The sequence below is a fragment of the Amycolatopsis marina genome, from assembly GCF_900111885.1.
Lineage (GTDB): Bacteria > Actinomycetota > Actinomycetes > Mycobacteriales > Pseudonocardiaceae > Amycolatopsis > Amycolatopsis marina.
The window spans coordinates 223928-248279 of record NZ_FOKG01000010.1 but is presented as its reverse complement, the minus strand read 5'-3'; the positions used below and the strand labels follow the sequence as shown (position 1 = coordinate 248279).

General features: G+C 68.2%; 22 protein-coding genes. 14 read left to right on the top strand and 8 right to left on the bottom strand.

The features are described 5' to 3' along the window. The first annotated feature begins 28 nt into the window (after window positions 1-28). The gene (locus BM199_RS18200; RefSeq protein WP_091674442.1) at window positions 29-751 is read left to right on the top strand and encodes a hypothetical protein; all 723 of its coding nucleotides are present in this window, start codon (window positions 29-31) and stop codon (window positions 749-751) included. A 106-nt stretch (window positions 752-857) separates the two neighbouring features. Beyond that, complete coding sequence (locus BM199_RS18195; protein ID WP_091674441.1) at window positions 858-3176, top strand: PQQ-dependent sugar dehydrogenase; 2319 nt, start codon at window positions 858-860, stop codon at window positions 3174-3176. 182 nt (window positions 3177-3358) lie between these two features. Here the strand turns inward: BM199_RS18195 and BM199_RS18190 are convergent, their stop codons facing one another. Beyond that, window positions 3359-4144: an SDR family NAD(P)-dependent oxidoreductase gene (locus tag BM199_RS18190; RefSeq protein ID WP_091674440.1), complete on the bottom strand. Its 786-nt coding sequence runs from the start codon at window positions 4142-4144 to the stop codon at window positions 3359-3361. Next, window positions 4141-4830: an acetoacetate decarboxylase family protein gene (locus tag BM199_RS18185; RefSeq protein WP_245788438.1), complete on the bottom strand. Its 690-nt coding sequence runs from the start codon at window positions 4828-4830 to the stop codon at window positions 4141-4143. Before BM199_RS18185 ends, BM199_RS18190 begins: the two co-directional genes overlap by 4 nt. 156 nt (window positions 4831-4986) lie before the next feature. On the opposite strand from BM199_RS18185, the gene BM199_RS18180 reads away from it, so the two are divergent. The 4 genes from BM199_RS18180 to casG are packed head-to-tail and all read left to right on the top strand — an operon-like array spanning window position 4987 to window position 9534. Further along, window positions 4987-6333 (top strand): flavin-containing monooxygenase, encoded by a 1347-nt coding sequence (locus BM199_RS18180; protein WP_091674438.1) that lies wholly within the window; start codon window positions 4987-4989, stop codon window positions 6331-6333. After that, complete coding sequence (locus tag BM199_RS18175) at window positions 6330-6959, top strand: TetR/AcrR family transcriptional regulator (RefSeq protein ID WP_245788437.1); 630 nt, start codon at window positions 6330-6332, stop codon at window positions 6957-6959. Before BM199_RS18180 ends, BM199_RS18175 begins: the two co-directional genes overlap by 4 nt. Further along, window positions 6956-7894, top strand: coding sequence for an alpha/beta hydrolase (locus BM199_RS18170; protein WP_177242674.1), 939 nt, complete (start codon window positions 6956-6958; stop codon window positions 7892-7894). The genes BM199_RS18175 and BM199_RS18170 overlap by 4 nt, the downstream gene beginning before the upstream one ends. Then, window positions 7891-9534: a steroid-24-oyl-CoA synthetase gene (gene casG / locus BM199_RS18165; RefSeq protein WP_342741719.1), complete on the top strand. Its 1644-nt coding sequence runs from the start codon at window positions 7891-7893 to the stop codon at window positions 9532-9534. The genes BM199_RS18170 and casG overlap by 4 nt, the downstream gene beginning before the upstream one ends. Window positions 9535-9608: 74 nt before the next feature. On the opposite strand, the gene BM199_RS18160 is transcribed toward casG, so the two are convergent. After that, window positions 9609-11312, bottom strand: coding sequence for an FAD-dependent oxidoreductase (locus tag BM199_RS18160; RefSeq protein WP_091674437.1), 1704 nt, complete (start codon window positions 11310-11312; stop codon window positions 9609-9611). Between the two features lie 40 nt (window positions 11313-11352). Then, window positions 11353-12261 carry an AurF N-oxygenase family protein gene (locus BM199_RS18155; protein ID WP_091674436.1) on the bottom strand — a complete coding sequence of 303 codons (909 nt, stop codon included), beginning with the start codon at window positions 12259-12261 and terminating at the stop codon, window positions 11353-11355. A gap of 161 nt (window positions 12262-12422) precedes the next feature. Here BM199_RS18155 and BM199_RS18150 point away from each other — a divergent pair, with 161 nt between their 5' ends. The 4 genes from BM199_RS18150 (at window position 12423) to BM199_RS18135 (ending at window position 16974) form a co-directional block, all read left to right on the top strand. After that, the gene (locus BM199_RS18150) at window positions 12423-13124 is read left to right on the top strand and encodes a TetR/AcrR family transcriptional regulator (RefSeq protein WP_245788436.1); all 702 of its coding nucleotides are present in this window, start codon (window positions 12423-12425) and stop codon (window positions 13122-13124) included. Between the two features lie 223 nt (window positions 13125-13347). After that, window positions 13348-14217: a HalD/BesD family halogenase gene (locus BM199_RS18145; protein ID WP_091674435.1), complete on the top strand. Its 870-nt coding sequence runs from the start codon at window positions 13348-13350 to the stop codon at window positions 14215-14217. A gap of 67 nt (window positions 14218-14284) precedes the next feature. Beyond that, the gene (locus tag BM199_RS18140) at window positions 14285-15145 is read left to right on the top strand and encodes a class I SAM-dependent methyltransferase (protein WP_091674434.1); all 861 of its coding nucleotides are present in this window, start codon (window positions 14285-14287) and stop codon (window positions 15143-15145) included. Between the two features lie 2 nt (window positions 15146-15147). Then, entirely contained in the window at window positions 15148-16974 is a 1827-nt protein-coding gene (locus BM199_RS18135) for a choline/carnitine O-acyltransferase (protein ID WP_425425545.1), read from the top strand. 18 nt (window positions 16975-16992) lie between these two features. On the opposite strand, the gene BM199_RS18130 is transcribed toward BM199_RS18135, so the two are convergent. Beyond that, window positions 16993-17643 carry a maleylpyruvate isomerase N-terminal domain-containing protein gene (locus BM199_RS18130; protein WP_091674432.1) on the bottom strand — a complete coding sequence of 217 codons (651 nt, stop codon included), beginning with the start codon at window positions 17641-17643 and terminating at the stop codon, window positions 16993-16995. Between the two features lie 106 nt (window positions 17644-17749). On the opposite strand from BM199_RS18130, the gene BM199_RS18125 reads away from it, so the two are divergent. Continuing rightward, window positions 17750-18166, top strand: a complete 417-nt coding sequence (locus BM199_RS18125; protein ID WP_091674431.1) for a VOC family protein — start codon at window positions 17750-17752, stop codon at window positions 18164-18166. A 60-nt stretch (window positions 18167-18226) separates the two neighbouring features. Then, on the top strand, window positions 18227-19207 hold the full coding sequence (locus BM199_RS18120) for an aldo/keto reductase (RefSeq protein ID WP_091674430.1): 981 nt from the start codon (window positions 18227-18229) through the stop codon (window positions 19205-19207). A gap of 75 nt (window positions 19208-19282) precedes the next feature. Here BM199_RS18120 and BM199_RS18115 read toward each other — a convergent pair whose 3' ends face one another. Further along, complete coding sequence (locus BM199_RS18115; RefSeq protein WP_091674429.1) at window positions 19283-19738, bottom strand: MarR family winged helix-turn-helix transcriptional regulator; 456 nt, start codon at window positions 19736-19738, stop codon at window positions 19283-19285. Between the two features lie 47 nt (window positions 19739-19785). Between BM199_RS18115 and BM199_RS18110 the strand changes: the two genes are divergently transcribed. Continuing rightward, window positions 19786-20178 carry a DUF5313 family protein gene (locus BM199_RS18110; RefSeq protein WP_091674428.1) on the top strand — a complete coding sequence of 131 codons (393 nt, stop codon included), beginning with the start codon at window positions 19786-19788 and terminating at the stop codon, window positions 20176-20178. 22 nt (window positions 20179-20200) lie between these two features. On the opposite strand, the gene BM199_RS18105 is transcribed toward BM199_RS18110, so the two are convergent. Then, a complete protein-coding gene (locus BM199_RS18105) occupies window positions 20201-21313 on the bottom strand; it encodes a TetR/AcrR family transcriptional regulator (RefSeq protein WP_091674427.1) in 1113 nt (370 codons plus the stop codon). A 127-nt stretch (window positions 21314-21440) separates the two neighbouring features. On the opposite strand from BM199_RS18105, the gene clpX reads away from it, so the two are divergent. Further along, window positions 21441-22736, top strand: coding sequence for an ATP-dependent Clp protease ATP-binding subunit ClpX (clpX, locus tag BM199_RS18100; protein ID WP_091674426.1), 1296 nt, complete (start codon window positions 21441-21443; stop codon window positions 22734-22736). Here the strand turns inward: clpX and BM199_RS18095 are convergent. Then, entirely contained in the window at window positions 22669-24351 is a 1683-nt protein-coding gene (locus BM199_RS18095) for an FAD-dependent monooxygenase (RefSeq protein WP_091674425.1), read from the bottom strand. The two genes, clpX and BM199_RS18095, sit on opposite strands and share 68 nt — an antisense overlap. Window position 24352 lies beyond the last annotated feature (1 nt).

The window sequence follows — 24352 nt, the reverse complement described above, 5'->3', positions numbered from 1 at the left end:
GTTTCCTCAGTTGGGAAGGACCACGTCGATGAAACGAAGACTGCCCGCCGCACTGGCCGCGGGACTGCTCGTACTCGTGGGCACGGCCGCGACCGGCACCACGCCGTCCGCTGCCGAGCCGTCACCCGCAGGATTCCACGGATTCGCCGTGGTCAAGCCGCGCGCGACCGACCGGCACTGGGAACCGCTGACGCCGGGCAAGTGGGCGTTCGAGGACGGCCAGGTCGTCATGACGGAACGCGGCGAGGCACCGGACGGGCCGCGCCGACCGTTCGAGTACGCGATTGTCGAGAAGGGACCCGAGCTCGGTTCGCTTCGCTATCGGGCCGAGGTACGCATCGACGAACCGGTGACCCGCAACGACCGGGACGTCATCCTGGTCTTCAACTACCAGTCGCCCACGCGCTTCTACTACGCGCACCTGTCCCAGGACAACACGATCTACCCGCACAACGGGATCTTCGTAATCGACAACGCGGACCGCGAACGCATCGACGACCAGTGGAACGGCGATTTCGGCGCCCCGGCAGCCATCGACGACACGGAATGGCACGACGTCCGGCTGGACTATGACGCGCCGTCAGGACGGATCGCGGTGTATGTCGACGAAACGCGCGAGCCTCTGATGACCGCGACCGACAAGAGTTTCTCCGGCGGCCGGGTGGGCTTCGGCTCGTTCGACAACCACGGCCGCATCCGCGACGTGACCGTGGCCGGCGTCCGGGCCCGGCCGGGCCCGGACGCCCCCTGAAAGCACACCGGTCCCCGAAAGCGCACCACGGGGCCGGTGAGGCTGTCGGCCGGCACCGGCAGTGAGTGTCAATCCCACACCCCACCGCGAGGGATGGAGTCCAACGATGGACAAACACAGATGGTGGGTCCCCGTGATCACCGCGACAGTGCTCACGGCGACCCTGGTGGCACCACCGGTGACGGCTGTCGCCGCCGCGCCGGAAGACCAACCGATCATCGATCCGATCCCGGAGGATCCGAAACAGTCCCGCCTCGGCCTGGTACTCGAGGAGTACGCGCAGCTCCCCGAGACCGAACCGACCCCGCCTGCGACCGATGGCCGGTTGACGCGGCACAACCGCATCAACCACATCGGCGAGATGCCCGACGGCTCCGGCCGGATGTACGTGCCCGACCTCAACGGTCCCCTGTATCTCATCGACGGCGAGCAGCAGCACGTCTATCTGGATTTCAAGGAACGCTTCGAGGACTTCTTCTCCGGCCGTGGCCTGGGCAGCGGCTTCGGTTTCGCGACCTTCCATCCGGAGTTCGAGAGCAACGGCAAGCTCTACACGGTGCACACCGAGGACAGGGACGCCATTGCCGAGAAGGAGCCGACCTACCCGAACCAGCCCAACGCGTTCGTGCAGAGCGTGGTGACCGAGTGGACCGCGGACGATCCCGCTGCCGATCAGTTCAGTGGCACCCAACGGGAACTCTTCCGGTTCGGGTTCACCACCCAGATCCACGCCATCCAGCAGATCGACTTCAACACGACGGCCGAGCCGGGTGACGAGGACTACGGTCTGCTCTACCTGGCGGTCGGCGACGGCGGTATCGGCGTGAACACCGATGTGCCGCAGGACCTGAGCACCCCGGCAGGCAAGATCCTGCGAATCGATCCGCAGGGCACCAACGGACCGGGCGGCCAGTACGGCATTCCCGAGACCAACCCGTTCGTCGGTGAACCGAACGCGATCGGCGAGATCTATGCCATCGGGTTGCGGGACCCGCACCGGTTCGCCTGGGACCGTGGCGGCAAGAACGCGATGTATCTCGGCCACATCGGTCAGCGCGCGATCGAAGCGGTGTACGAGGTGCGGGCCGGGGACAACTTCGGCTGGAGCGAGCGCGAGGGCAATTTCAGGTTCGAGCCCGAGTTCCAGTGCTACCTGTACCCGCTGCCGGAGGATGACGAGAAGTACGGCTACACCTATCCGGTCGCGCAGTTCGACCACGAGCGACCGGCCAACTGGCCGTGCAACTCCGACGCGGGTCACGCGATCTCCGGCGGACAGGTCTACCGGGGCTCGGAGCTGCCTCTCCTGCGGGGCAAGTACATCTTCGGTGACCTGGTGGACGGCCGGGTGCTCTACACCGAGGTGAACCAGATGAAGCGGGGCCGCGAGTCCGCGACACTGCACGAGCTGCAGCTGTTCGACACCAGCGGCAAGCGGATGCGGATGACGGATTTCGTCGGTGACGGACGTGTGGACCTGCGGTTCGGCATGGACGCCAAGGGTGACCTCTACCTGCTCGCCAAGGCGAACGGCAAGATCTGGAAGGTCACCGGCACCCGTTGGGGCTCGGGATCCGAGGTCACCAAGAAGGTCGAGCGCGACCTGGTGGCGCATTACGACTTCGAGCACCCGTTCCCCGCCGATGACGCCAAGGAGTCCGACCAGGGCTCGTCGCGGACCCTGCTGGACCTCGTCAACGGCGGCGAGGACATGCGGATCGACGACGGCGCCTTCCCCGGCAGCAACAACGCCCTCCAGTTGAAGCAGGTCAACCCCGGCCAGAACGGGAACGATGACTGGAAGGCCGGCGTCTGGGACGGTGACGCCGACGGCGTGGAGTCGCTCAAGGCGTTCAACGGGGCCAAGGGCGCGACGGTGATGGGCTGGTTCAAGATGACCGGTGAGAACCCGAGCCCCAACTCCACCACGGCGAACCCCGACGACCGCTACAACGCCGTCGGCCTTGCCGGGATCCTCAGCGGGGACTCCGAAGGGCACGGCGTACGGGCCCTGCTGGAGCTGATCAACGTGGATGGTGAGCTACGGCTCGTCGCCCTCGGCCGCAGGATCGACGGCGGCAGCTCGCAGACGTTCGCGGCTCGGCAGGACTGGCAGGAGCTGCTCCCGCAGAACGAGTGGGTGCACCTAGCGGCGACGTTCGACTACACGACCGGCGAGATGGCCCTCTACCGCAACGGGAGGGCGATTCCCGGGTTCTACACGAACACGGGCGACCCCTGGCAGGTCGACGGGACGGGCACCACCGCGACCAACCCGCGTGGGATCAAGATCGGCGGAAGCTTCCCGCAGAACAACCAGGAACGCAATCCGTGCAACTGCCGGATGGATTCGTTGATGTTCCTGGACAAGTCCGCGGACGCCGGCACGATCTGGCAGCAGTACCTGCGCTTCTTCTGGCACTGATGTCGCGCGGGAGCGAGTTTCCGCAGCACTGACGCACGGCTCACCAACCGAGGGCCCGGCCGGGCACACCCGGCCGGGCCCTCGCCCGTCGCAAAGCGACACAACGCCTCTCGCACTTTCCCGGGAAAGTGCGAGAACAGGTCTCGCACTTTTGTGGGAAAGTGCGACTGGCGTGGCACTGGTCAGCGGGCTGGGCGGACGTGGCGGATTATTTGTCTGCGCAGGAGGTTCGGCAGGAGCCTGCGGGCCAGTACGGTCTGGCTGGTTCCTCTCCCTGGGAAGACGAAGAGCGGGGCACGACGGGAGGCCAAGGCCGCCTCGACGGCATCGAGTGCCTCCTCCGGGGGCATTCCGCTGCGCCCACCGAGCACGCCGGGGTCAATGGCCCGAACCCCTTGGGCCAGCGGTGTCTCCACCTGCCCCGGGCAGACACACAGAACCCGGACCCCGCTTCCCGCGACCTCCTGGGCCAGTACCTCGGCGAACGCGGTGACCGCGAACTTGGACGCCGAGTACGCGGCCAGCCGTGGTGAGGGCAGCCAGCCCGCCAGCGAACCGAACAGCACCACCTCGCCGTCACCTCGGTCGAGCATCCCCGGCACGACAGCCCTGGTCACGTGCACCGTACCCAGGAAGTTCACCTCGACCACCCGGCGCAGCGACGGCAGTGCGTGCTCCAGGGCCGGACCTATCCGGCACAGCCCTGCCGCGTGGACGAGCCGGTCGATCGGGCCGAGCTCCCCGGTGACGCGCTCGACAACGCCGGTGACCGCAGCCGCGTCCGTGACGTCGCAGCTGAACGTGTGCGTGTTCGATGAGCGCAGGGCGGTGTCCGCCAGACCGGACGAGTCCAGGTCCACGGCGGCCACCCGCACCCCGGCCGCGGCGAGCCGTTGCGCCGCCATCCTGCCCATACCGCTGGCCGCACCGGTGACCAGTGCCGTACGCACCCGGCCCCGCGCGCTCATCCGATCTCCCGTGCGTCGTCGAAGGTCATGCGCAGGATGCCGATCTCGCTGGTCGTGAGCGCCGAACGGGACAGCCGCAACGCGCGCAGGGGGTCAGCGGCGGGATGGTCGCCGAGCAGCAACCGGGCGCCCCCGGGCCTGGCGCGCACTCTCGCCGGACGCATCCGCCACGGGGTCCTGCGCAGCACACCGTCCTGGTGTGTGTAGGCGTCGACCGACGTCCCGCCGGTACCCGGCGGCACGGGCAGTCCACGCCGAACCCGCAGCGCCAGTACGAGCTGTCCGTCCTTCCTGACCACACACACGTGTGCCCTTCCGGTGAACCGGATGTCGATGTCGGCCAACTCCTTGGGAAAGCCCCAGATCGACCGGCCCGCCTGCAGCGTGAAGCCCTGGTTCACCGGAAGCCAGTGGATATAGGCGCCCACACTCTTCCGCTCACCCGGCAGCCGGGCGAGAAGCGCGAGAGCGAACTCGTGATAGGGCCCGAGATCGCCGTCGGTGTACCGCACGAACGCCAGTGAGCACAACGCACGTCCTCGCACCGTTCGCACCGGCTCGAGGCCGGTGTGGGAGAGCAGCCCGCGGGCCGCGTCCACCGGGCTGGTGAACAGCGCCGAGCACGCACTCGCCGAGCGCACCTCGACCGGCATCCGGACCTGCTCACCGAGGATAATATGAGTCATAACCCAAGTAGAACACGTTCTGCTTCGACTGACACCAGTTGACATACGCAACAATCTCTCTACTTCACCACACATAGAACTTGTTCTCTGTGTGGTGATGGGATACCGTCCGAGAACAGGAGTTGACACGCGTCAAGAACGCCGAGAGGTGTCGCGATGAGTCCGAGAACGTGCATCATCGGCGCTGGGATCAGCGGGCTGACCGCGGGCAAGATGCTGTCCGACTACGGAATTCCGTACATCTGTTTCGAGTCGTCCGACCGGATCGGCGGCAACTGGGCCTTCGGCAACCCCAACGGGCACTCCAGTGCGTACCGCTCGCTGCACATCGACTCCTCAAGGCATCGACTGTCCTTCAAGGACTTTCCGATGCCCGAACACTTCCCCGACTTTCCGCACCACTCCCACATCAAGGAGTACCTGGAGGAGTACGCCGAGGCGTTCTCGCTCAAGAACAACATCCGCTTCCGAACCGCTGTCCAGCACGCCCGCCGGCTGCCCGCGGGCGGCTGGGAGATCCGGACCGAGGACGAGCAGGTCCACCGGTTCGACGCCCTCGTGGTGGCCAACGGCCACCACTGGGACGCCCGGTTCCCGGACTTTCCCGGCGAGTTCGAAGGACGCACACTGCACTCCCACCACTACATCGACCCGCGGACTCCCCTCGACCTGACCGGACAACGCATTCTCATCGTCGGCCTCGGCAACAGCGCCGCCGACATCGCGGTGGAGCTGTCCCAGCGCGCGCTGGACAACACGGTCGTGCTCTCAACACGGTCGAGCGCCTGGATCGTGCCGAAGTACATCATGGGCATTCCGGCCGACACGCTGTTCGCGACGAGTCCGCACGTTCCCCTGTCCTGGCAGCGCAGGCTCTCCAGGAAGAGCCCGGTACTGCTGACCGGACGGCCCGAACGGTTCGGTCTGCCGACGCCGAATCACCACTTCCTCGAAGCCCACCCGACCCAGTCGCAGGAGCTGCCGCTGCGGCTCGGCTCGGGTGACGTGACCGCGAAACCGAACGTCTCCCGCCTCGCCGGACGCTCTGTCGAGTTCGCCGACGGCACGAGGGAAGAGTTCGACGTGATCATCTACGCTACCGGCTACAACATCACTTTTCCGTTCTTCGACCCGGATTTCATCAGCGCGCCGGACAACCGGTTTCCGCTGTACAAGAGGATGTTCAAACCCGGCGTCGACGACCTCGCGTTCGTCGGGTTCGCCCAGTCGACGCCGACCCTGTTCCCCTTCGTTGAATGCCAGTCGCGGCTGCTCGCGGCGTGGCTCGGCGGTTTGTACCGCCCACCCTCGGACGAGGTCATGCGACGTGTGATCGTCGCCGACGAGCGGCGGTTCGTCGGCCACTTCGCGGACCGGCCGCGGCACACCCAGCAGGTTGACTACTTCGTCTACGAGCACGAGGTCCGCACGAAGGAACTACCGGGAGGGCTGCGCCGCGTCCGCGAGCGGGGTCCGGTGGCACTGACCGGGCGCGGCGGGTGAACGTGGTGAAAGCAGGTCTGCTGGACGGTGGCGTATCCGAGCGAGGTGATCGGCGTAGGACAGCGCTGCTCGCCGCGCTCGATCAACTGCTCCGCAAGGGGTCGCTGGCCTCGATCAACGTCAGGGACATCTCCCGGCGGGCCGAGGTGACCAGGTCCGCCTTCTACTTCTACTTCGAGAACAAGGCCGCGGCGGTGGCCGCCCTGTGCGACGAGATGTATTCCGACGCCCTGGCCGCGGGCCAGATCCTGTTACGCGGAGACGGCCCCGCCGCCGACCGGATCGGCCGGATGATCACCGGTCTGTTCCGGGCGTGGTCGGCACATCGGCACGTGTTCCGCGCACTGCTCGACGCACGGGACGCCGACCCGGCGGTGCGCGCGCTGTGGGACCGGGACCGGGAGTCCTTCGTCGCGCCGATCGCGGCGATGATCGAGGGTGAACGCGCGGCAGGCCGGGCACCGGCCGGCCCGGAGGCCACCGTACTGGCCGCCGTGCTGCTCGATCTCAACGACCGCGCGCTGGAACGACTCTCCCGGCCGGGCGGCACCCCGATACCACGGAAGCAGTTACACGCGGCACTGGTGACCGTGTGGTTGCGGACGATTTACGGAGAGACCGCATGACACCCACCCGGATCACCTTTCCCGTCGAGGGCGACACCTGTGCCGGACTGCACTACACCGGCGATCGCGATGCCGCCGACGCCACCACGGGACGTCCGTGTGTGGTGATGGGGCACGGGTTCGGTGCCACGATGGACTGCGGGCTCGACGGCTTCGCCCGCCGGTTCGCGGCGGCCGGACTGGACGTGCTGACCTTCGACTACCGCGGGTTCGGCACCAGCGGGGGCGAACCACGGCAGACGGTGTCGATCCGCGGCCAGCAGGCCGACTTCGCCGCCGCGATCGGGACCGCCCGCCGGCTCCCCGGCGTGGACGCCGGACGCATCGTCCTGTGGGGTGTCTCGCTGGCGGGTGGCCATGTCCTCGTCGGCGGCGCGCGGGCGTCCGGGATCGCCGCGGTCATCGCGCTCGTTCCGTTCGTGGACGGCCTCGCCGCCACCCGGCACGCGTGGCGACAGCACACCGCCGGCCAGTTGCTGCGCTCCACGGTGACCACGCTGGGCGGCAGCGTGGCACGGCTCGTGCGGCGCAGGGAGCCGTTGTTGCCGATCGCGGGCGAACCGGGACAGCGAGCCGCGCTGACCCTGCCCGGCAATCGCACGGCCTACCAGTCGATCGCCGGGCCCACCTGGCGGAACGAGATCAATGCCAGGGCCGCGCTGCAGACCGTTCGGTACCGGCCCGCGAGGTATGCCGGACAGGTGCGCTGCCCGCTGCTGGTGCAGGTCGCCGACCTCGACCGGACCAGTCCACCGCGGGCCGCCGCACGAGCCGCCGAGGCGGGCAGGGCCGAGGTGCGGCACTACCCCTGCGACCACTTCGACGTGTTGCCCGGCCAGCCATGGCACGAGATCGCGGTCGAGCATCAACTGGCCTTCCTGCGCCGTCGACTCGGCGCTGCCGACAGCCACGACCGAAAGCAGGCGCAGTTGTGAACGTGCGAAACCCCGCGCTCGACGCGATGTCCCGACTGACCGCACCCGGCGCCGAGTTCGAGTTGGCCGCCGAGGACGTCCTCGGCAGCACGATGCCGGTTTTCGCCCGTCGCCACCGGTCACTCGGGCAGGTGCTCGAGGCGTCCCCGCATTACGGGGACGCGGACTACATCGTGACCGAGCGGGGCAGGATCGGCTTCCGGGAGCACGCTGCGCGGGTCGCCGCCCTCGCCACGGAACTGCGCTCCCGGTACCGGGTCGGCAAGGGTGATCGGGTCGGGATCCTGGCCGCCAACTCCCCCGAGTGGATCATCACTTTCTGGGCGACGGTGTCCATCGGCGCCATCGCCGTCGGATACAACGCCTGGTGGTCGCGGCGCGAGGTGGAGCACGCACTCGGCCACACCCGACCCAAGGTGGTGGTGGCCGACGCCAAGCGGGCGGCACTAATCGGCCCCGGCGTCGACGTGCTGACCGTCGAGGAAGACCTGGCCCCGATCACGACGGCGAAGTCCGACGCGACAGCCACGGCCGACCTCCCGGAACCGGCCGGCCTTGCCGAGGACGATCCGGCGGTCATTCTCTACACCAGCGGAACCTCAGGGCGACCCAAGGGCGTCGTGCACTCGCACCGCAACCTTCTCGCGGTTGCCGACTACCACCGGTTCAACGACGCCATCGTCGCGGCGCTCGGGGACCCGACCCCGCAGGCCGACCGCAGGTACCTGCTGGCCCTCCCGCTCTTCCACGTCGCGGGTCTGCACAACCTCGCCGTACCCCGGCTCGCGACCGGCAGCGCCGTCGTGGTGCACGAGGGCCCCTTCGAGCCCGACCGGGTGCTGCGGCTGATCGAGAGCGAACGGGTCACCAACTGGGGGGCGGTGCCCACCATGGCCAAACGCCTCGTCGAACACGGAGACCTCGACGCCTACGATCTCTCCTCGCTCACCGCCTTCGCACTGGCGTCGGCCCCGTCCTCCCCGGAGTTCAAGAACCGGCTGCGCGCCGCACTACCGGTCGCGCGTCAATCCCTTGTGGACAGTTATGGGCTGACGGAGACCTCGACCGCCGTCTCGGTCGCGTCACCGCTGGACCTGGCCGAGGCGCCGGGCACCGTCGGCAGGCCGATCGTGACAGTGCGGGTGGAGATCCGCGACGAGAACGGCGAACCGGTTCCCGAGGGCGTGGAAGGGGAGATCGCCGTGCGCAGCCCCTTCACCATGCTCGGCTACTGGGAGGATCCGGACGCCACGGCGAGCGCCCTGCGCGATGACCGCTGGCTGCACACCGGCGACATCGGGCTGCTCGAGAACGGGCGAATCCGCCTGACCAGCAGGCGTGGGGACCTGATCCTGCGCGGCGGCGAGAACGTGTACCCGGCCGAAGTGGAGAGTGTGCTCGGTGAGCATCCCGATGTCGACGAATGCGTGGTCCTCGGTACACCCGACGACGATCTGGGCGAGGCGGTCCTCGCCGTGGTCGTGCCGAGGGCAGGCACGCAACTGACCGCGGAAGGGCTCTCCGACTTCTGCCGGGATCGGCTGGCGTACTTCAAGGTGCCCGCGCGGTGGCGCATCACCGGCCGGCCGTTGCCCCGCAACGCCACCGGCAAGGTGCTGCGCCGGGAGGTCACGACCTGACTCCCCCACCGAAGTGCACACACGCGTCAGGCACGCGCTAGAGCCAGCCTCCCAGGTGAACCAGGGCCCGATCGCTACCGCCCGCCGAACCGCCGCCCCGCGCGGAGCAGATCGGGCACCGTGGCGAACTTGACGCGCGGCCTGTCCAGCCCGGATTCCACGCCGCGCCTGCGCTCGGCGCGGTCGATCGCCAGCATCTCCCGCCTGCCGAGGGCATCGGGCTGGCGGCGCCGGACCAATCGGGCGAATTCGCGTGCGGAACCGGCAGGCTCCGGCAGCCTGCCCGCTGCGGCATCGTCGAGAAGACTGTCGACGGTTTCGGCCGAACACGTTCTGTTGGCACCGATCCCGCCGGACGGCCCGCGTTTGACCCAGCCGACGACGTAGGTGCCGGGGAGGTGCTCCCCCGTCACCGTCGTGGTCACCCGGCCGGCCTTGTGCGGCACGGTGTCGGTGGCCTCATCGAACGGCAGATCCGGGACCGGCGCACTGCGGTAGCCGATGGACCTGATGACCAGTCCCGCCCGCAGGGCGTCCACATGCGACTCCTGCCCGGAGCCGGCGTCGCGCACCACCCGCACCGAGTCCACCCGCTCGTCGCCGCACAGCGCCGACGGCGCGGAGCGGAACCGGAACACGATGCGCCTGCCCTCCGGAGGCGGTGCCGACCAGTCCACCTTCACCAGGGGTACGTCGCCGAACAGAGCGGCCTTGGAGCCCGGCCCGGCCGAGGCGATCGCCGCACGCCCGGCGTCGACGTGGTCGTCGACGACCACGTCGACGCCGGGCAACTGCCGGAGCGCGAGAAACTCGGGGCGGGTGAAGGCGGCTTGCCCGGGCCCCCTGCGCCCGAGCACCACCACCTCACGCACCCTGCTCCGGCGCAGCGCGGCCAGCGCGTGGTCCGCGATGTCCGTCGCCGCGAGCCGATCCGGATCGGTGACGAGGATGCGCGCGACATCCAGCGCCACGTTTCCATTGCCCACCACCACGGCACGCGTGGCCGAGAGGTCGACGGCGTCCGGGTCGATGTCCGGGTGGGAGTTGTACCAGCCGACGAACTCGGTGGCGGAGATGCTGCCGGCCTTGTCCTCACCGGGAACACCCAGCGTCCTGTCGTTCGCGGCGCCCACGGCATAGATGACGGCGTGGTGATGCGCCATGATCTCGGCATGGGTGACGTCGGTGCCCACGTCGACGTTCAGCTGCAGGTTCAGCCTCGGGTGCCGGTAGAGAGCGGCGAAGCTGTCCCCGACCTTCTTGGTCGAGGGATGGTCGGGCGCGACCCCGAACCGCACGAGGCCGCCGGGCACCGGCATCCGGTCGATCATCGTCACCTCGGCGCCGGTGGTCCGCAGCAGGGACTGCGCCGCGTAGGACGCCGCGGGACCCGTACCGACGACCGCGATGCGGAGCGTGCCCACCTCATGGGGCAGCGACCGGGGGAACCGCGGCTTCCCCCAGGCGTTGTCCGTGTTGCCGGCGCTGCCGGTGTCTTCGGTGTCTTCGGTGTCTATTACGTCATGGGTGTCGTAGTACTGCCGGTTGAGCTCGGCGTAGACCCTGTCCGGCCCCATCAGCCGGTCGACCGGGAAGATCGCGTCCACCGGGCACGCGTCGGCGCAGGCGCCACAGTCGATACAGGTCCGTGGGTCGACGTAGAGCATCTCCGTGGTGCCGAAGTCCGGCTCGTCCGGAGTCGGGTGGATGCAGTTGACCGGGCACACCGACACGCACGACGCGTCATTGCAACAGGTCTGGGTGATCGCGAATGCCATGGGCCGGTGCCGTTCCTCGTCCTGTTCGCCTGTTCGAAGTTCAGAGCATGTCGATGCTCTTGTAGATCGAGATCGCAGGTTTCGTCAGCAGCCCGGACTGCGCCAGGAAATCCATCAGGTGCGCGCAGCTGGATCGCAGCATCGACTTGTGGTGTTCGTTGCGCCGCACCGCATCCAGCGCTCGCTCGGTGTCCAGGCCCGCGGCGGCATAGACTCCCTTGTTCACCAGGTTCTTGATAATGAAGTACGCACCGGCCGCGACGGCCACACTGCTCGTGTACCGGCGGGTCGCGCCGACCCCTTCCATCCGCTCACGAATCTCCTGGCGGGCGAACTTCATGTGCCGCGACTCCTCGACGACGTGGATCTTGCTCGTCGTCCGGACCACCGGCAGCACGTTCTCCCCGCGCATCCAGTCCCGCTGCATGACGTCGAGAACCTCTTCCGCGACCAGGATTCCCCCGTACGCGACCTCGGCCGACGCCACGGTCTTGAAGACCCGGCCGAGTTCGATCGTCCCCCGGCCGGGGAAGTACGCGGGCACGCCCATCTTCTCGCAGGCGCGCGCGAACATGATCGAGTGCCTGCACTCGTCGGCGATCTCGGTCAGCGCGAACTGGAACTCGGGGTTACCGGGGTTCTTGGCGTACTGATCGCGCAGCACCATCTGCTGCAGGATCATCTCGAACCAGATCCCCGTGCTCATGATCGAGCACACCTCGTGGCGGGTGAGCGTCACCCGCTGCTCCTCGCTCATCTCATCCCAGAGCGGCGTCCCGTACAGCGTGCTCCACTCGGGGTTGAGCCCGTACAGGTCGGCGGGCAGCGGCGACTCCCAGTCCACCTCGGTAGCCGGGTCGTAGGACAACATCGCGGCCGAGTCCAGCAGGCGCCGTGAGACGTCCTCGTCCGAGCTCGTGCCCTGGTACTGCGCTGCGGAACTGGTCATGGCGGGGAAACCTCCGGTGTGGCGCGGATGGTCATACTTATGTGCTACTCAAAGTAACAGCTACACTAATGTAACACATGCTGGCTCTGCGCCGTGTTCGAGAACACACAAGGCATCCGGGCAGGCCGGGGCCAGGGGAACGACGGCCGTAGGGTGGTGCGGTGCCCGACCGCAGCTCGACAGCCAAACTGCCGGACCGGCGCTCGTCCCGTTGGACGGGGCAGCGCGCCAAACGACGCGCCGAGTTCGTGGAAGCGGCCATCGCGGCGATCGAGACGCACGGCCCCGCCGTCTCCACCGAAAAGGTGGCGAAGCACGCCGGCGTCGCCCGGCCCCAGCTGTACCGGCACTTCCAGGACGCGGAGGACCTGCACCACGCGGTCGGCCTCAGAGCCGCGGAGCTGATCATCGCGGAGATGGCGCCACTGCTCACCCATCCCGGCGGCCCGCCGTCACACATGATCGGCCAGGCGGTCCGAACACTGGTGCGCTGGCTCGCCGACCACGCCAACCTCTACCGATATCTCACACAGCGAGCCAGCACGGGACCACCGGGACAGCGCGACGTCGTCGCCGACATCAAGACGACTCTCGGCACCCAACTGAGCGCACTGCTCGCCGGGTACCTCGCCGCGTTCGACCTCAGCACCCGCATCGCCGATCCGATCGCCTTCGGCCTGGTGGGCTTCGTGGAGTCGGCCACCGACAGGTGGCTGACCGAGCCCCGGGGACTCACCCAGACCGAACTCACCGACTACCTCTCCGGCTGGATCTGGGGAACGCTGGACCACGTCTTCCGGGCAGCGGGCGTCGTCGTCGACCCCGACGAACCGCTCCCCCCACCGCCGGTCCCGCCGGCGTAGCCGCGAAATCCGCGAACATGGCGCTGGCCCGCAATTCCAGCGCCACTCATGCAATTCACCCGAAAGTATCAATAGCTGCGGCAGTACGATCATTAATCGACCCCATGGAGCGAGTGTCCCGGGTCACAAATCCCGGCAGGTAATGAACTCGGATCGCGGAATGTGCTAAACCCTCTACAGCCCGGACCGATGTGGTGATCCTGGGACGGCCGAGAGGACTCGTATGAGCGCAGTGGACATCCAGGTGGCCGAAGACGTCATCGATACGGTTCGCTATCCACTGGGGGCGCCGGAAAGCGCGGCCCTGCAGAACGTGGTGGCCCGGGTTCGCCAGAATCTGCACCAGTTCGGCTGCAGCGTACTCCCCGACTTCATCCGCCCGGCACTGCAGGACAGGCTGCGCCGGGAATGCGCCGAGGTCGCACCCAGGGCGTATTTCGACGTCGAAGTGGTGAACGCATACAACATCTCCACGGAATCCCGGTTGCCGAAAGGACATCCGGGGCGAACCACGATGGAACGCGGAAACGCATTCGTGGCACGGGATCAGATTCCCGGCAATCTGTTAATTCACCAGCTTTACACGAATAATCTGTTCCAGAATTTTGTGGCCAGCTGTTTCGATCTTCCCGAGGTGCACGAACTGGCGGACCCGTTGTCCGCCCTGTGCCTCAATGTCGTGACTCCCGGAAGGGGGCATCCATGGCATTTCGACACGAACGAGTTCACGGTCAGCATGCTGACCCAGGAACCGGAGGACGGCGGGGCCTTCGAGTACTGCCCCAACATCCGCTCAGCGCACGCGGAGAACTTCGACGACGTGAGTGGTGTCCTGGCGGGTCACCGTGACGACCTCATCCGTCGTCTGCCACTACGGCCAGGCGATCTGCAACTGTTCACCGGCCGCTACTCGCTGCACCGGGTGAGTCCCGTACGCGGGGAGACCGAGCGGCACTCCGTGATCTTCGCCTACAGCGAGCGGCCGGGAGTCATTGGTAGCGTATCGCGGACGAAGCAGCTCTTCGGCCGCGTGCTGCCCGAGCACCTCGCCGCCGAGGGACACGCGACGCGGGGTGACCGGCTGCTGGACTGACCCGGCGGCCCTGATCGCCAGTACCCGTTCCTCGTCCGTCCCCAGATCCCCAGAGGAGACACGGTTCGTGCGCGCCGATGCCACCGGGAAAGTCCTGCTCGACCACATCTACGTGCAACCGGACCCGAGGGCGTACTTCCGCACACTGCGCGGTTTCGAGTACCGGATTCCCGAGTTGGCCAAGCCGTACTTCGCCGGCCTCATCGAGGAGTACCGCCTGACGCGGGGGTGCGCGGACGTCACCGTGCTCGACGTCGGTTGTTCCTACGGCATCAACGCGGCACTGGTCGGACATGACGTGACGATGGACGAACTGTACGACCGCTACGGTGACGACAACGTCCGCGAACAACCCAGGAGCGCACTGCTGGCGCGCGACCGGGCCTGGCTCGGCGCACGAAACGCACGGGCGAAGCGGCGGAGCCGGTTCGTGGGGCTCGACAGCTCACAACCCGCGCTCTCCTACGCGCTCGAGGCCGGGTTGCTCGACGATGTGCTGCACGCCGACCTGGAGGACAACGAACCGACCGAGCGGCAACGCGAGCTGCTGTCCGGGGTCGATGTCGTCATCTCGACCGGTTGCCTCGGCTACGTCACGGTGAAGACCATCGCCAGGGTGCTCGCCGCCGCTGGTGAACGGCGGCCGTGGATGGCCCACTTCGTGCTGCGGATGTTCCCGTTCGACCCGATCGCGGCGCATCTCGACGGGCTCGGCTACGACACCGTCCGTGTCGACCGCGTCTTTCCGCAACGCCGGTTCGCCTCTCCTGACGAGCAGATGCGCGTCCTGGACACCCTGGCGGACCAGGACATCGACCCGGCGGGCCTGGAGACCGAAGGGTGGTTCTACGCCCAGCTCCATATCTCGAGGCCCGTGCGCCAGACCCGACCCAACGCCGAAACCCCCACCAACCGACGCCGAGGATGACAGTGAACAGCACGCAGGAATGGTCCACCCGCACCTTCGGCAACGAGGACAGTCTCCCCCGGGTGCCGTTGCCGACACTGGAGGACAGCTGCGCGAGGTTTCTCGAGTGGTCCGCACCGCTGCTGACGGAAGCAGAGCTGGCGCGGACCCGGGACGCCGTCGCCGAGTTCCTCGCGCCGGACAGTCCCGCTCGCACCGTCCACGCCGCACTTGAGCGGTACGACACGACCGAGGGCGTACACAGCTGGCTGGACACGTTCTGGCCCGCGCGCTACCTGGGCCGGCGCGATCGCATCGCACTCAACGCGAACTTCTTCTTCCTCTTCGAGGAGTCGGATCAGCAGCAGGTGCAGCGGGCGGCGGGGCTGATCGCCGCCGCCCTCGACTACAAGCTGCTGCTCGACGAGGAGCTGATCCCGCCGAACATCCAGCGCGGACAGGCGCTGTCCATGGAGCAGAACAAGTACCTGTTCTCCGCCACCCGCATTCCCGGGGCCGTGCAGGACACCGTCCGCGTCCCCTACTCCGCGGAGCGGCCTGGCCCGTCCTCGGCCCGGCACATCGTGGTGTTCTTCCGCGGCAACATGTTCCGGCTCGACGTGCTGGGCCCTGACGGTGTGCCGCATACGCTGGAGGATCTCGCGCTCGGCCTGCTGGAGATCAGGAAAGCGGGCTCGGAACGCTGCGCACCGGACTCCGCCGTCGGGCACCTCACCACCAAGGCGCGAGCGGAGTGGGCGGCGAGCAGGCAGGCGCTGTCCACGGTCGATCCCGGCAACACCGACGCCCTCGACACCATCGAAACGGCCCTGTTCTGCGTGTGCCTCGAGGACTTCGCCCCTGAGGACACCCATCAGGCCTGCGACCAGTTGCTGCACGGCGACAGTGCCAACCGTTGGTTCGACAAGGCCGTGTCCCTGATCGTCTTCGAGGACGGGACGGCGGGAATCAACGTCGAGCACTGCGGCCTGGACGGCACCACGATCCTCAACTTCGTCGACACGATGCTGGGCTCGGCACCCGAGGAACACTCCCGGCGCTCGGGCGCCCGCTCACAGGGGCTGCCGAACACAGCGGCCGTCGAGTTCGTCCTGGACGACGAGTTGCGCGCGGACGTTCGCGCCGCTGCCGCCGCGTTCGCCCAGCAGGCGGGCGACACCGCCACCTCGACGGTGTCTTTCGCGGACTTCGGCGGGAACGACGCCAAGGCGCTCGGCGTTTCCCCCGACGCCTTCGTGCAGCTGGCCTACCAGCTTGCCCACAGACGCGCCAAGGGCTTCGTCGGTGCGACGTACGAGTCGATCGCGACGCGTCAGTATCGCCGAGGGCGTACCGAGGCGATGCGGGTCGTGACCCCGGAGGTGGTGCGTTTCGTCGACGCGATGGAGGATTCAGCCGCTTCTCCCGCGACCCGGCGAGGCGCGTTCCGCGCCGCTGCGGAGAAGCACGTGGCCAGGGCCAAGGAATGCCAGTCCGGTCAGGCACCAGAGCAACATCTGTGGGAACTGCAGCTGATCCAGCAGCGCCACGGCGAGGAGCTCGGAGCGGCCGAGCCGCTCGCCCTGTACGAAACACCCGGCTGGCTGACCATGCGCAACGACTATCTGAGCACGAGTTCCGCACCGTCGACCAGGATCAGGTTCTTCGGTTTCGGCTCGACCAGCAGTCAGTGCATCGGAGTCGCCTATGTGCTGCTTCCGGACCGGTTCAACGTCTACCTGAGCACGCCCCGGCCGGTTGCCGACAGGATGCACGCGTTCGCCGACGAACTCAGGGCCGCGGTGGGCGAACTGCGCGAGTTGCTGGCCTCGGACACGGGGCAGGACTGAGCGGCACGGCGAAAACCGCTACCGCCGGGGCTCGGCGTACCAGCGCCAGGAAGTGCGGCGCTCATGGCCCGGCAGTTTCGCACGCCCGGTGGCCCACAACAGTGTGCGCCAGGGCTCCGTCGTCGCGGGCGCATGTGGGAACAGCCGCGTGAGGGCCCGGGCGCACAGCTCCGCGGGCGGGTTCCAGGTCAGCCCGAGCCCTTCGGCGAGGTCGTGCGTGTGCACCAGGGTCTCCACCACCCCCATCGCGGCGAAGCCCTCGGGATCCGCCACCCCGAAGCCGTGGTAGCCGCGCACATCGGCAGGCGCCGTTCGCACCATCGCGACCAGCATCGCCCCGCTCGCCTCCAGCACCTGCAACAGCCCGGTGGCCCCGGCCGCGCGGTCCGCGTGGATGGCGTTCGCAGGCCCACCTGGCCTGCGACTCTCCACCAGAAATGGGACGTAGGCGTGCACCGGCGGCGTCCTCGGTCCGAGCTGTGCCGCGTAGGCGAACAGATCGTCGCTGAGGTGCTCGACAGTCTCCCAGCAGTCCCACTCCAGGCTGCCCGCCTTGGTGTCCCACGCCGTGCCGGGCACGGTCCGGAGGACTTCGACGGCGAGCTGAACGGCGCGGTCGACGTCGTCAGCGGTGACGGGTTGGGGCGGGATTTCACCGGAGGCGCTCACGGCGGCAACGGTAGCGGGTGCCGGAGACCATTCGACCAGGTGAACGGATTGTCTCGTCCCATCCGGTCTGCGACGATCGTTCTCCCAAAAGGGGAAGGAGCAACCGATGGCCACTCGTCTCAATCCCTACATCAGCTTTGACGGTAACGCGCGGGAAGCCATGGAGTTCTACAAGAACATCCTTGGTGGCAATCTCGTGTTGAACACCTTCGGCGAATTCGGTGAGCAGGACTCGCCTGCGGCCGACAACATCATGCACGGAATGCTCGAGACCAGCGGCGGGCTCACCATCATGGGCGCCGACGTGCCTCCCGGCATGGAATACCGTCCGGGCAACACCATGTCGGTGAGTCTGAGCGGCGACGACGCGGACGAGTTGCGCGCCTGCTGGATGAAACTGGCCGACGGCGGCCAGGTGTCCGTCCCGTTGGAAAAGCAGATGTGGGGCGACGAGTTCGGCATGTGCGTGGACCGGTTCGGGGTTTCCTGGATGGTCGACATCACCGGACCACAGGAAACCTGAGCCACCCCGGCATGCAGGCCGACAACTCGCGGCGGTGACGTCGCCTAGGATCTGCTGATCATGGAGACTCGCAGGATCAGCCGCCTCGACCGTGCCGTCAGCGCCGTGGGCCTCGGCTGCTGGCAACTCGGCGCAGACTGGGGCAACGTCGACGAGACCGAGGCACTGGCGGTCCTGCACTCCGCCGCCGACGCCGGGGTCACCTTCTTCGACACCGCGGACGTCTACGGCGACGGCCGCAGCGAACGACTGGTCGGCCGCTTTCGCGCGGAGCGCGGCGACACCGTGTTCGTGGCGACGAAGATGGGCAGGCGCCTGGACCAGGTTCCGGAGAACTATGTCGCGGCCAACTTCGATGCCTGGATCGACCGGTCGCGGAAGAACCTGGGAATGGACACGCTGGATCTGGTCCAGCTGCACTGTCCGCCGACGCCGGTGTACTCGACGGACACCGTGTACGACGCGCTCGACGCGCTCGTCGAGCGCGGCCGGATCCGGGCGTACGGGGTGAGCGTGGAGACCTGCGACGAGGCGTTGACGGCAATGGCACGGCCGAACGTGGCCTCCGTGCAGATCATCCTGAACTGCCTCCGGCTCAAGCCCCTCGAGCGGGTGCTGCCCACGGCGCTGGAAGCCGGCGCGGGAATCATCGTGCGGGTGCCGCTGGCATCAGGCCTGCTGTCCGGCCGCTATACCAAGGACACGGCCTTCGCTGCCGATGATCACCGGAACTTCAACCGCGGCGGCGAGGCGTTCGATGTCGGGGAGACGTTCTCCGGTGTGCCGTTCGAGGTCGGCCTCCAGGCCGTCGAGCGACTGCGCTCACTGGTGCCGGCCGGGCAGACACTCGCGCAGTTCGCGCTGCGCTGGATCCTCGACCAGCAGGGGGTCAGCGTGGTCATCCCCGGTGCGCGGAACCCTGAACAGGCGAGGGCCAACACCGTCGCCGCGGGCCTTCCGCCGGTGTCCGCCGAGGCAGAGGCCGGTGTCCGGGAGGTCTACGACGAACTGATCCGCCCGCTGGTCCACGACCGCTGGTGACCTTCCCGCGGCGCAACCGCCGATAACCCTTCGCTCGGCCTCGTTCTGACCTGACGCGGAGCACCGGCGGCGCACTCACAGCGGTTCCCGGCCGTCGGTCGCGGCGATCACCCTGCCCAGCACAGCGTGCACTTCTTCCAACTCCCGGACCTCCATCCCCAGGGTCTCCACCACGCGGTACGGGATCTTCTCCGCCTCGGCACGCAACGCGTGCCCGGCTTCGGTGAGGTCGACGACGAGTGTGCGCTCGTCGGCTCGGTCCCGGCGACGGCTGACGTACCCGAGGGCTTCGAGTCGCTTGAGCAGTGGCGACAGTGTCGCGGGCTCCGCCCGCAGCACGTCGCAGAGGTCTTTGACCGAACGCGGGGCGGAGTCCCAGAGCGCCAGCAGCACCAGGTACTGGGGATGGGTCAGACCGTACGGCTTCAACAGCGGCCGGTAGATCCCGATGACACTTCGCGAGGCGACGGACAGCGCGAAACAGACCTGCCGGTCCAGCGCCAGCGGGTCCTCACCCAGGTCGATCTCCATGTTCTCGATCCTAATTTAGTTAGGGCACTAACTGTTAGCCTGTTGGTATGACGAGTGAGCTGACGCGCCCCGGTCCACTCCGGTGGCTGTGGTACGCCGTGGGCGGCCGCCTCCCCGCGAAGTACCAGGACTGGGTCCTGCACGACGCGACCACCCGGACGTGGGTCTGGCGGCACGCCGCGCGCAGTTCGGTGCTGCTCGTCCCGCTGTGCTCGATCTGGCTGCTGCTCCCCGGCCCGCTCGGCCTGCGCCTGCCGCTGGTGCTCCTGGCTGCGCTGGTCGGCTACTTCTACTCCTTCGCCTACATCGAGGAGAGCATCGAACACCGGCTCGCGAAGAACGGCCATCCGCGCGGCACCGGGAAACGCCTGCGCGCCGCGGCGAAGGCAGAACTCGACAAGGACGCGATGGAGCGCTACATCGCCCGGTACCGAGGCTGACAGCCAGAGGGCTCGCCCTGAACTAGTGACTCGTCACCGAAGGCCGCGAGTCCACAGTGGAGGCCGCTACGGCATGACCGGCGCCGGGCCCCTCGGCGGCGGCGACGAGTCTGCCGCCCTCGATCCGCACCGCGACCTCGGTCTCGTCGCTGATCGCCCCGACGCCTGCCGCGGCCGCGAGGACTCCCTTCTCGTCACAGACGATCTGCAGGCGCGGCCACGCCGACCGGGGGAAGGCCTGGCGCAGGCAGCTCGCGAGATCGGCGATCACCAACCGGGCCAGGGGCGCGAGTTCATCCCGGTCGCTCGTCACCAGGCCCACGGTCACCGCCGATCCCCGGGGCGCGGCGCGAATCGCCTGCTCGGCCGCGGCCAGCCGGTTCAGCCCGAGAACAGTCACCACACCGCCCCCGGTCAGGTGCGCGGGCTCGCGCCGAACCACGTCGAGCGCGGGAGGCGGGGACCAGTGCCGATCCAGCACCACGGTTTGGGGAACCACCGGCGGGGGCGCCCACCAGTCGTTGAGCGCAAGCCCTGCCAGCTGTTCGCAGGCACCGACGACGTCGAACGGCTCGATGAAGCCAGGAGCGGCGGCGGCCAGCTGGCTCGCGCCGTGCAGGTTCGTCAGCACCGTCTCGGCCAGTCTGCCCAGGCGCGCGGGCGGCCCGTCTGGCGACGTCTCGGACGGCCGCAACTGCTCCAGCGCCAGCGCCAGCAGCAACGCGTCCAGCTTCATCAACTGTGTGAACGACCGCCGGAACCGCTCGTCGGCGAGAATCTCGGACATCAGTTCCGACCCGAGCCGTCCCGCACCGTGCCGTTCGTCCAGGTCGTCGAGCGAGAGCCGCGCCATCCACGTTCGCGAGAGCGCGCCCAGCGCCGCGCGGGCGGTCCGGCCGGGTTCCGCCCGCACCGGCGCCGTCCATTGCTCGGCGAGATCAGCCAGCACCGCGAAGTACAGCGCACGCTTACCCGGGAAGTTGGAGTAGACCGCGCCGCGGGTGAGCTCGGCTCGCTCGGCGATCACATCGATCTTTGCCTCGCGAAAGCCCCGCTCGGCGAACTCGTCCCTGGCCGCGGACAGCACCTTGGTGCGATTGCGCTCCTGCGTCTCCGCCCTGCTGAGCCGGACCACGCGTCCTCCCGCCACTGTCGTTGCAGCTCGTGCCGAATCAAGATACCTTGACCATGCAGATGTTCATATCATCTGGAAAGAACATCTGAATTGCCCGCGGTCCATTCGATTGAGGAGACGTGCCGACGTGCAGCACCACGCTGGTGACAACCAACTCCGGTGCTCGTTCTGCGCGAAGACGCGGAAGCAGGTGCGCAGGCTCATCGCGGGGCCATCCACGGTGCACATCTGCGATGAGTGCGTCGAGCAGTGCAACGAACTCATCCACGACGAGCCCGATCCGTCCTCTTCCGGCGAACCCCGGCAGCTGCCGAAGCCGAGGGACATTTTCGAGTCGCTCGAGCGCTACGTCGTCGGGCAGGAGGACACCAAGCGCACGCTGTGCGTCGCGGTCTACAACCACTACAAGCGAATCCTTCGGGCGAAGCAGACAGCGGGGCGACACAGGACCGACGACGAACCGGTCGAGCTCGGCAAGTCCAACATTCTGCTGATCGGCCCTACCGGCAGCGGCAAGACCTACCTCGCCCAGACCCTCGCCCGGATCCTCGACGTCCCGTTCGCCGTCGCCGACGCCACGGCACTCACCCAGGCGGGCTATGTCGGCGAGGATGTGGAGAGCATCCTGCTCGCGTTGCTGCGCGCCGCCGACCACGACGTCACGCGGGCGGAGTCCGGGATCGTCTACCTCGACGAGATCGACAAGATCGCCCGCACGAGCGAAAACCCGTCGACAGCCCGCGACGTTTCCGGTGAAGGGGTCCAGCAGGCACTGCTGAAGATTCTGGAGGGGGCGGTCGTGAACGTGCCGCCACAGGGTGGGCGCAAACATCCGCACCAGGAGTTCGTCCAGCTCGACACCGGCAACGTGCTGTTCATCGTCGGTGGCGCGTTCGCGGGACTGGAAAGAATCGTTCAGCAGCGATGCGGAGACAACGGATTCGGCTTCGGTTCCGGAGACGGCCGACCGCGGGAGTGCAAGACGGCGCCCTCCGTCGCCGATGTCCGCCCCGAGGACCTGCTGCACTTCGGACTGATCCCGGAACTCGCCGGCCGGCTGCCCGTGGTGTCCACCCTCGCTCCACTCGACCGGGCGGCGCTGGTGCGCATCCTGACCGAGCCGCGCAACGCGCTGATCAAGCAGTACCAGAAGCTGTTCCAGCTCGACGACGTCGAACTCGAGTTCACCTCGGGCGCGATCGCCGCGATCGCCGAGCAGTCACTACTGCGCGGAACCGGTGCGCGGGCACTGCGTGCGATTCTCGAAGAGGTCCTCCTGAACACGATGTACGAGGTACCGAGTCGCGACGACGTGGCTTCGGTGGTGATCGACCGGGACACCGTGCTCGACAACGTCAACCCCACTCTGGTGCCGCGACAGCGGCCTGGGCGCCACGGCGACGGCCAGGAGAGGTCCGCCTGATCACCTGCGGTCCGGATCCACCGTGTGCGCGCCGCAGGGCGTGCAGCACCTCCGCCGCGCCGGGCGCGGTGAGCACCGCCGCGACGTACGCGTCCGGCCGGAGCACCCACAGTTCGTCCTCGCGTGCTCCGAGCACCTCGGTCAGCGCTCCGCCGGCGTCGATCCCGGCCAGCTCCAGAACCCGGATCGGACCGGTGCCCGCTCGCCGTGCCGCCGCACGCACCGCGCACAGATCCACGCGAGGTGCCGCGAGCAGCAGGAAGCCGTCGCGGGCGATCTCGCGGAACCTGCGGCACGTGGGCCCCGCGATCGGGACCGGCACGTCGGGTGCCAGCACTCCGGGGGCCGGCGCCGGGACGGAACCGCGCGGTGGCCTGCCCGCGAACGGCCGGCTCGGATCGGGCGTTGTCAAGGGCGAGTCCACGTACCAGAACGGTTCGGCGAGCCTGCCGGAGTCCACTTGGGACCGCACGGAGGGATCAGTGCCCGCGCGAGTGAGAACGTCGACCCGCCGCCGCCGGTGCTTGTCGTCGTGCGGCACCAGGAACTCCATGGTCGCCGTGGTGACGTCCAGGTTTTCCTTCGCCGCGGCGTGCCGCTCGTCGTGGTAACTCTCCAGCAACTCCTCCCCCGCCCAGCCGTGCAGCACGAAGGCCAGCTTCCAGGCCGCGTTCTCCGCGTCCCCGACGCCGCTGTTGAGCCCGCGCGCGCCGAACGGGGACACCAGATGCGCGCAGTCCCCGGCGAGCAGCACCCGGCCGACGCGCATCCGGTCAACGAGACGGGAGTGAAAGCGGTAGACCGTCTTCCAGACGATCGCGTAGGGCAATTCACCGACGATCGCACGGATGCGCGCGTCCAGGGCGCCGCAGGCCTCCTCCTCGTCGAGGTCGAAGTCACCCGCGACCTGCCAGTCGATGCGGAACCTCGATTCGGGGCAGGGGTGGATCAGCACCTGCCTCCCCGGGTTCCATCGCGGATCGAAGTAGAACCGCCGCTCGTGCGCCCAGCCGGGCAGATCAGCCTCGATGTCGCAGATCAGGAACCGGTCGTCGAAGGACTGCCCGGCGAAACCGACTCCGAGCATGCGCCGGATGTCCTCGCCCCTGGCGCCGGCACACGCCACCGCGTAGGCGGCCTCGATGTCGACGGAGCCCGCTGTCGTCGCGCACGAGAAGACCACGCCGTCGGCCCGCTGGTCGAGTGCGGTCACCCGATGACCCCACCGCACGTCGATCAGGGGCTGATCCGCGATCCGCTCGTCGAGGATCTCCTCGGTCCGGGCCTGCGAGACGTTCACGAACGGCGGAAAGGCCGAGCGGCCCGGATCCGGTAGCGAGTAGGCGAACAGTTCCTCATCGCGGTAGAAGGTGCGTGCCGTTGTCCAGGTGACCCCCTCGTCCGCGATCCGGCGCCCCGCGCCGACCGACTCCCACACGTCGAGGACATCCCGCTGCTGGCAGATGGCCTTCGACCCGATCGTGTCCCGTGCCGCACGGGCGTCCAGCAGCACGACGGGCACGCCCCAGCGCGCGAGCAGTAGCGCCGTGGTCTGCCCGACCGGCCCGTTGCCGACCACCGCGACGCGGCGATCCGCGTTCAACCGCCTGTCCATC

Bases quoted from the DNA above. Each gene is read 5' to 3' on its own strand.
- BM199_RS18200 (WP_091674442.1), top strand. From the start codon at position 29: ATGAAACGAAGACTGCCCGCCGCACTGGCCGCGGGACTGCTCGTACTC.
- BM199_RS18195 (WP_091674441.1), top strand. From the start codon at position 858: ATGGACAAACACAGATGGTGGGTCCCCGTGATCACCGCGACAGTGCTC.
- BM199_RS18190 (WP_091674440.1), bottom strand. From the start codon at position 4,144: ATGAGCGCGCGGGGCCGGGTGCGTACGGCACTGGTCACCGGTGCGGCC.
- BM199_RS18185 (WP_245788438.1), bottom strand. From the start codon at position 4,830: ATGACTCATATTATCCTCGGTGAGCAGGTCCGGATGCCGGTCGAGGTG.
- BM199_RS18180 (WP_091674438.1), top strand. From the start codon at position 4,987: ATGAGTCCGAGAACGTGCATCATCGGCGCTGGGATCAGCGGGCTGACC.
- BM199_RS18170 (WP_177242674.1), top strand. From the start codon at position 6,956: ATGACACCCACCCGGATCACCTTTCCCGTCGAGGGCGACACCTGTGCC.
- BM199_RS18160 (WP_091674437.1), bottom strand. From the start codon at position 11,312: ATGGCATTCGCGATCACCCAGACCTGTTGCAATGACGCGTCGTGCGTG.
- BM199_RS18155 (WP_091674436.1), bottom strand. From the start codon at position 12,261: ATGACCAGTTCCGCAGCGCAGTACCAGGGCACGAGCTCGGACGAGGAC.
- BM199_RS18145 (WP_091674435.1), top strand. From the start codon at position 13,348: ATGAGCGCAGTGGACATCCAGGTGGCCGAAGACGTCATCGATACGGTT.
- BM199_RS18125 (WP_091674431.1), top strand. From the start codon at position 17,750: ATGGCCACTCGTCTCAATCCCTACATCAGCTTTGACGGTAACGCGCGG.
- BM199_RS18120 (WP_091674430.1), top strand. From the start codon at position 18,227: ATGGAGACTCGCAGGATCAGCCGCCTCGACCGTGCCGTCAGCGCCGTG.
- BM199_RS18115 (WP_091674429.1), bottom strand. From the start codon at position 19,738: ATGGAGATCGACCTGGGTGAGGACCCGCTGGCGCTGGACCGGCAGGTC.
- BM199_RS18110 (WP_091674428.1), top strand. From the start codon at position 19,786: ATGACGAGTGAGCTGACGCGCCCCGGTCCACTCCGGTGGCTGTGGTAC.
- BM199_RS18095 (WP_091674425.1), bottom strand. From the start codon at position 24,351: ATGGACAGGCGGTTGAACGCGGATCGCCGCGTCGCGGTGGTCGGCAAC.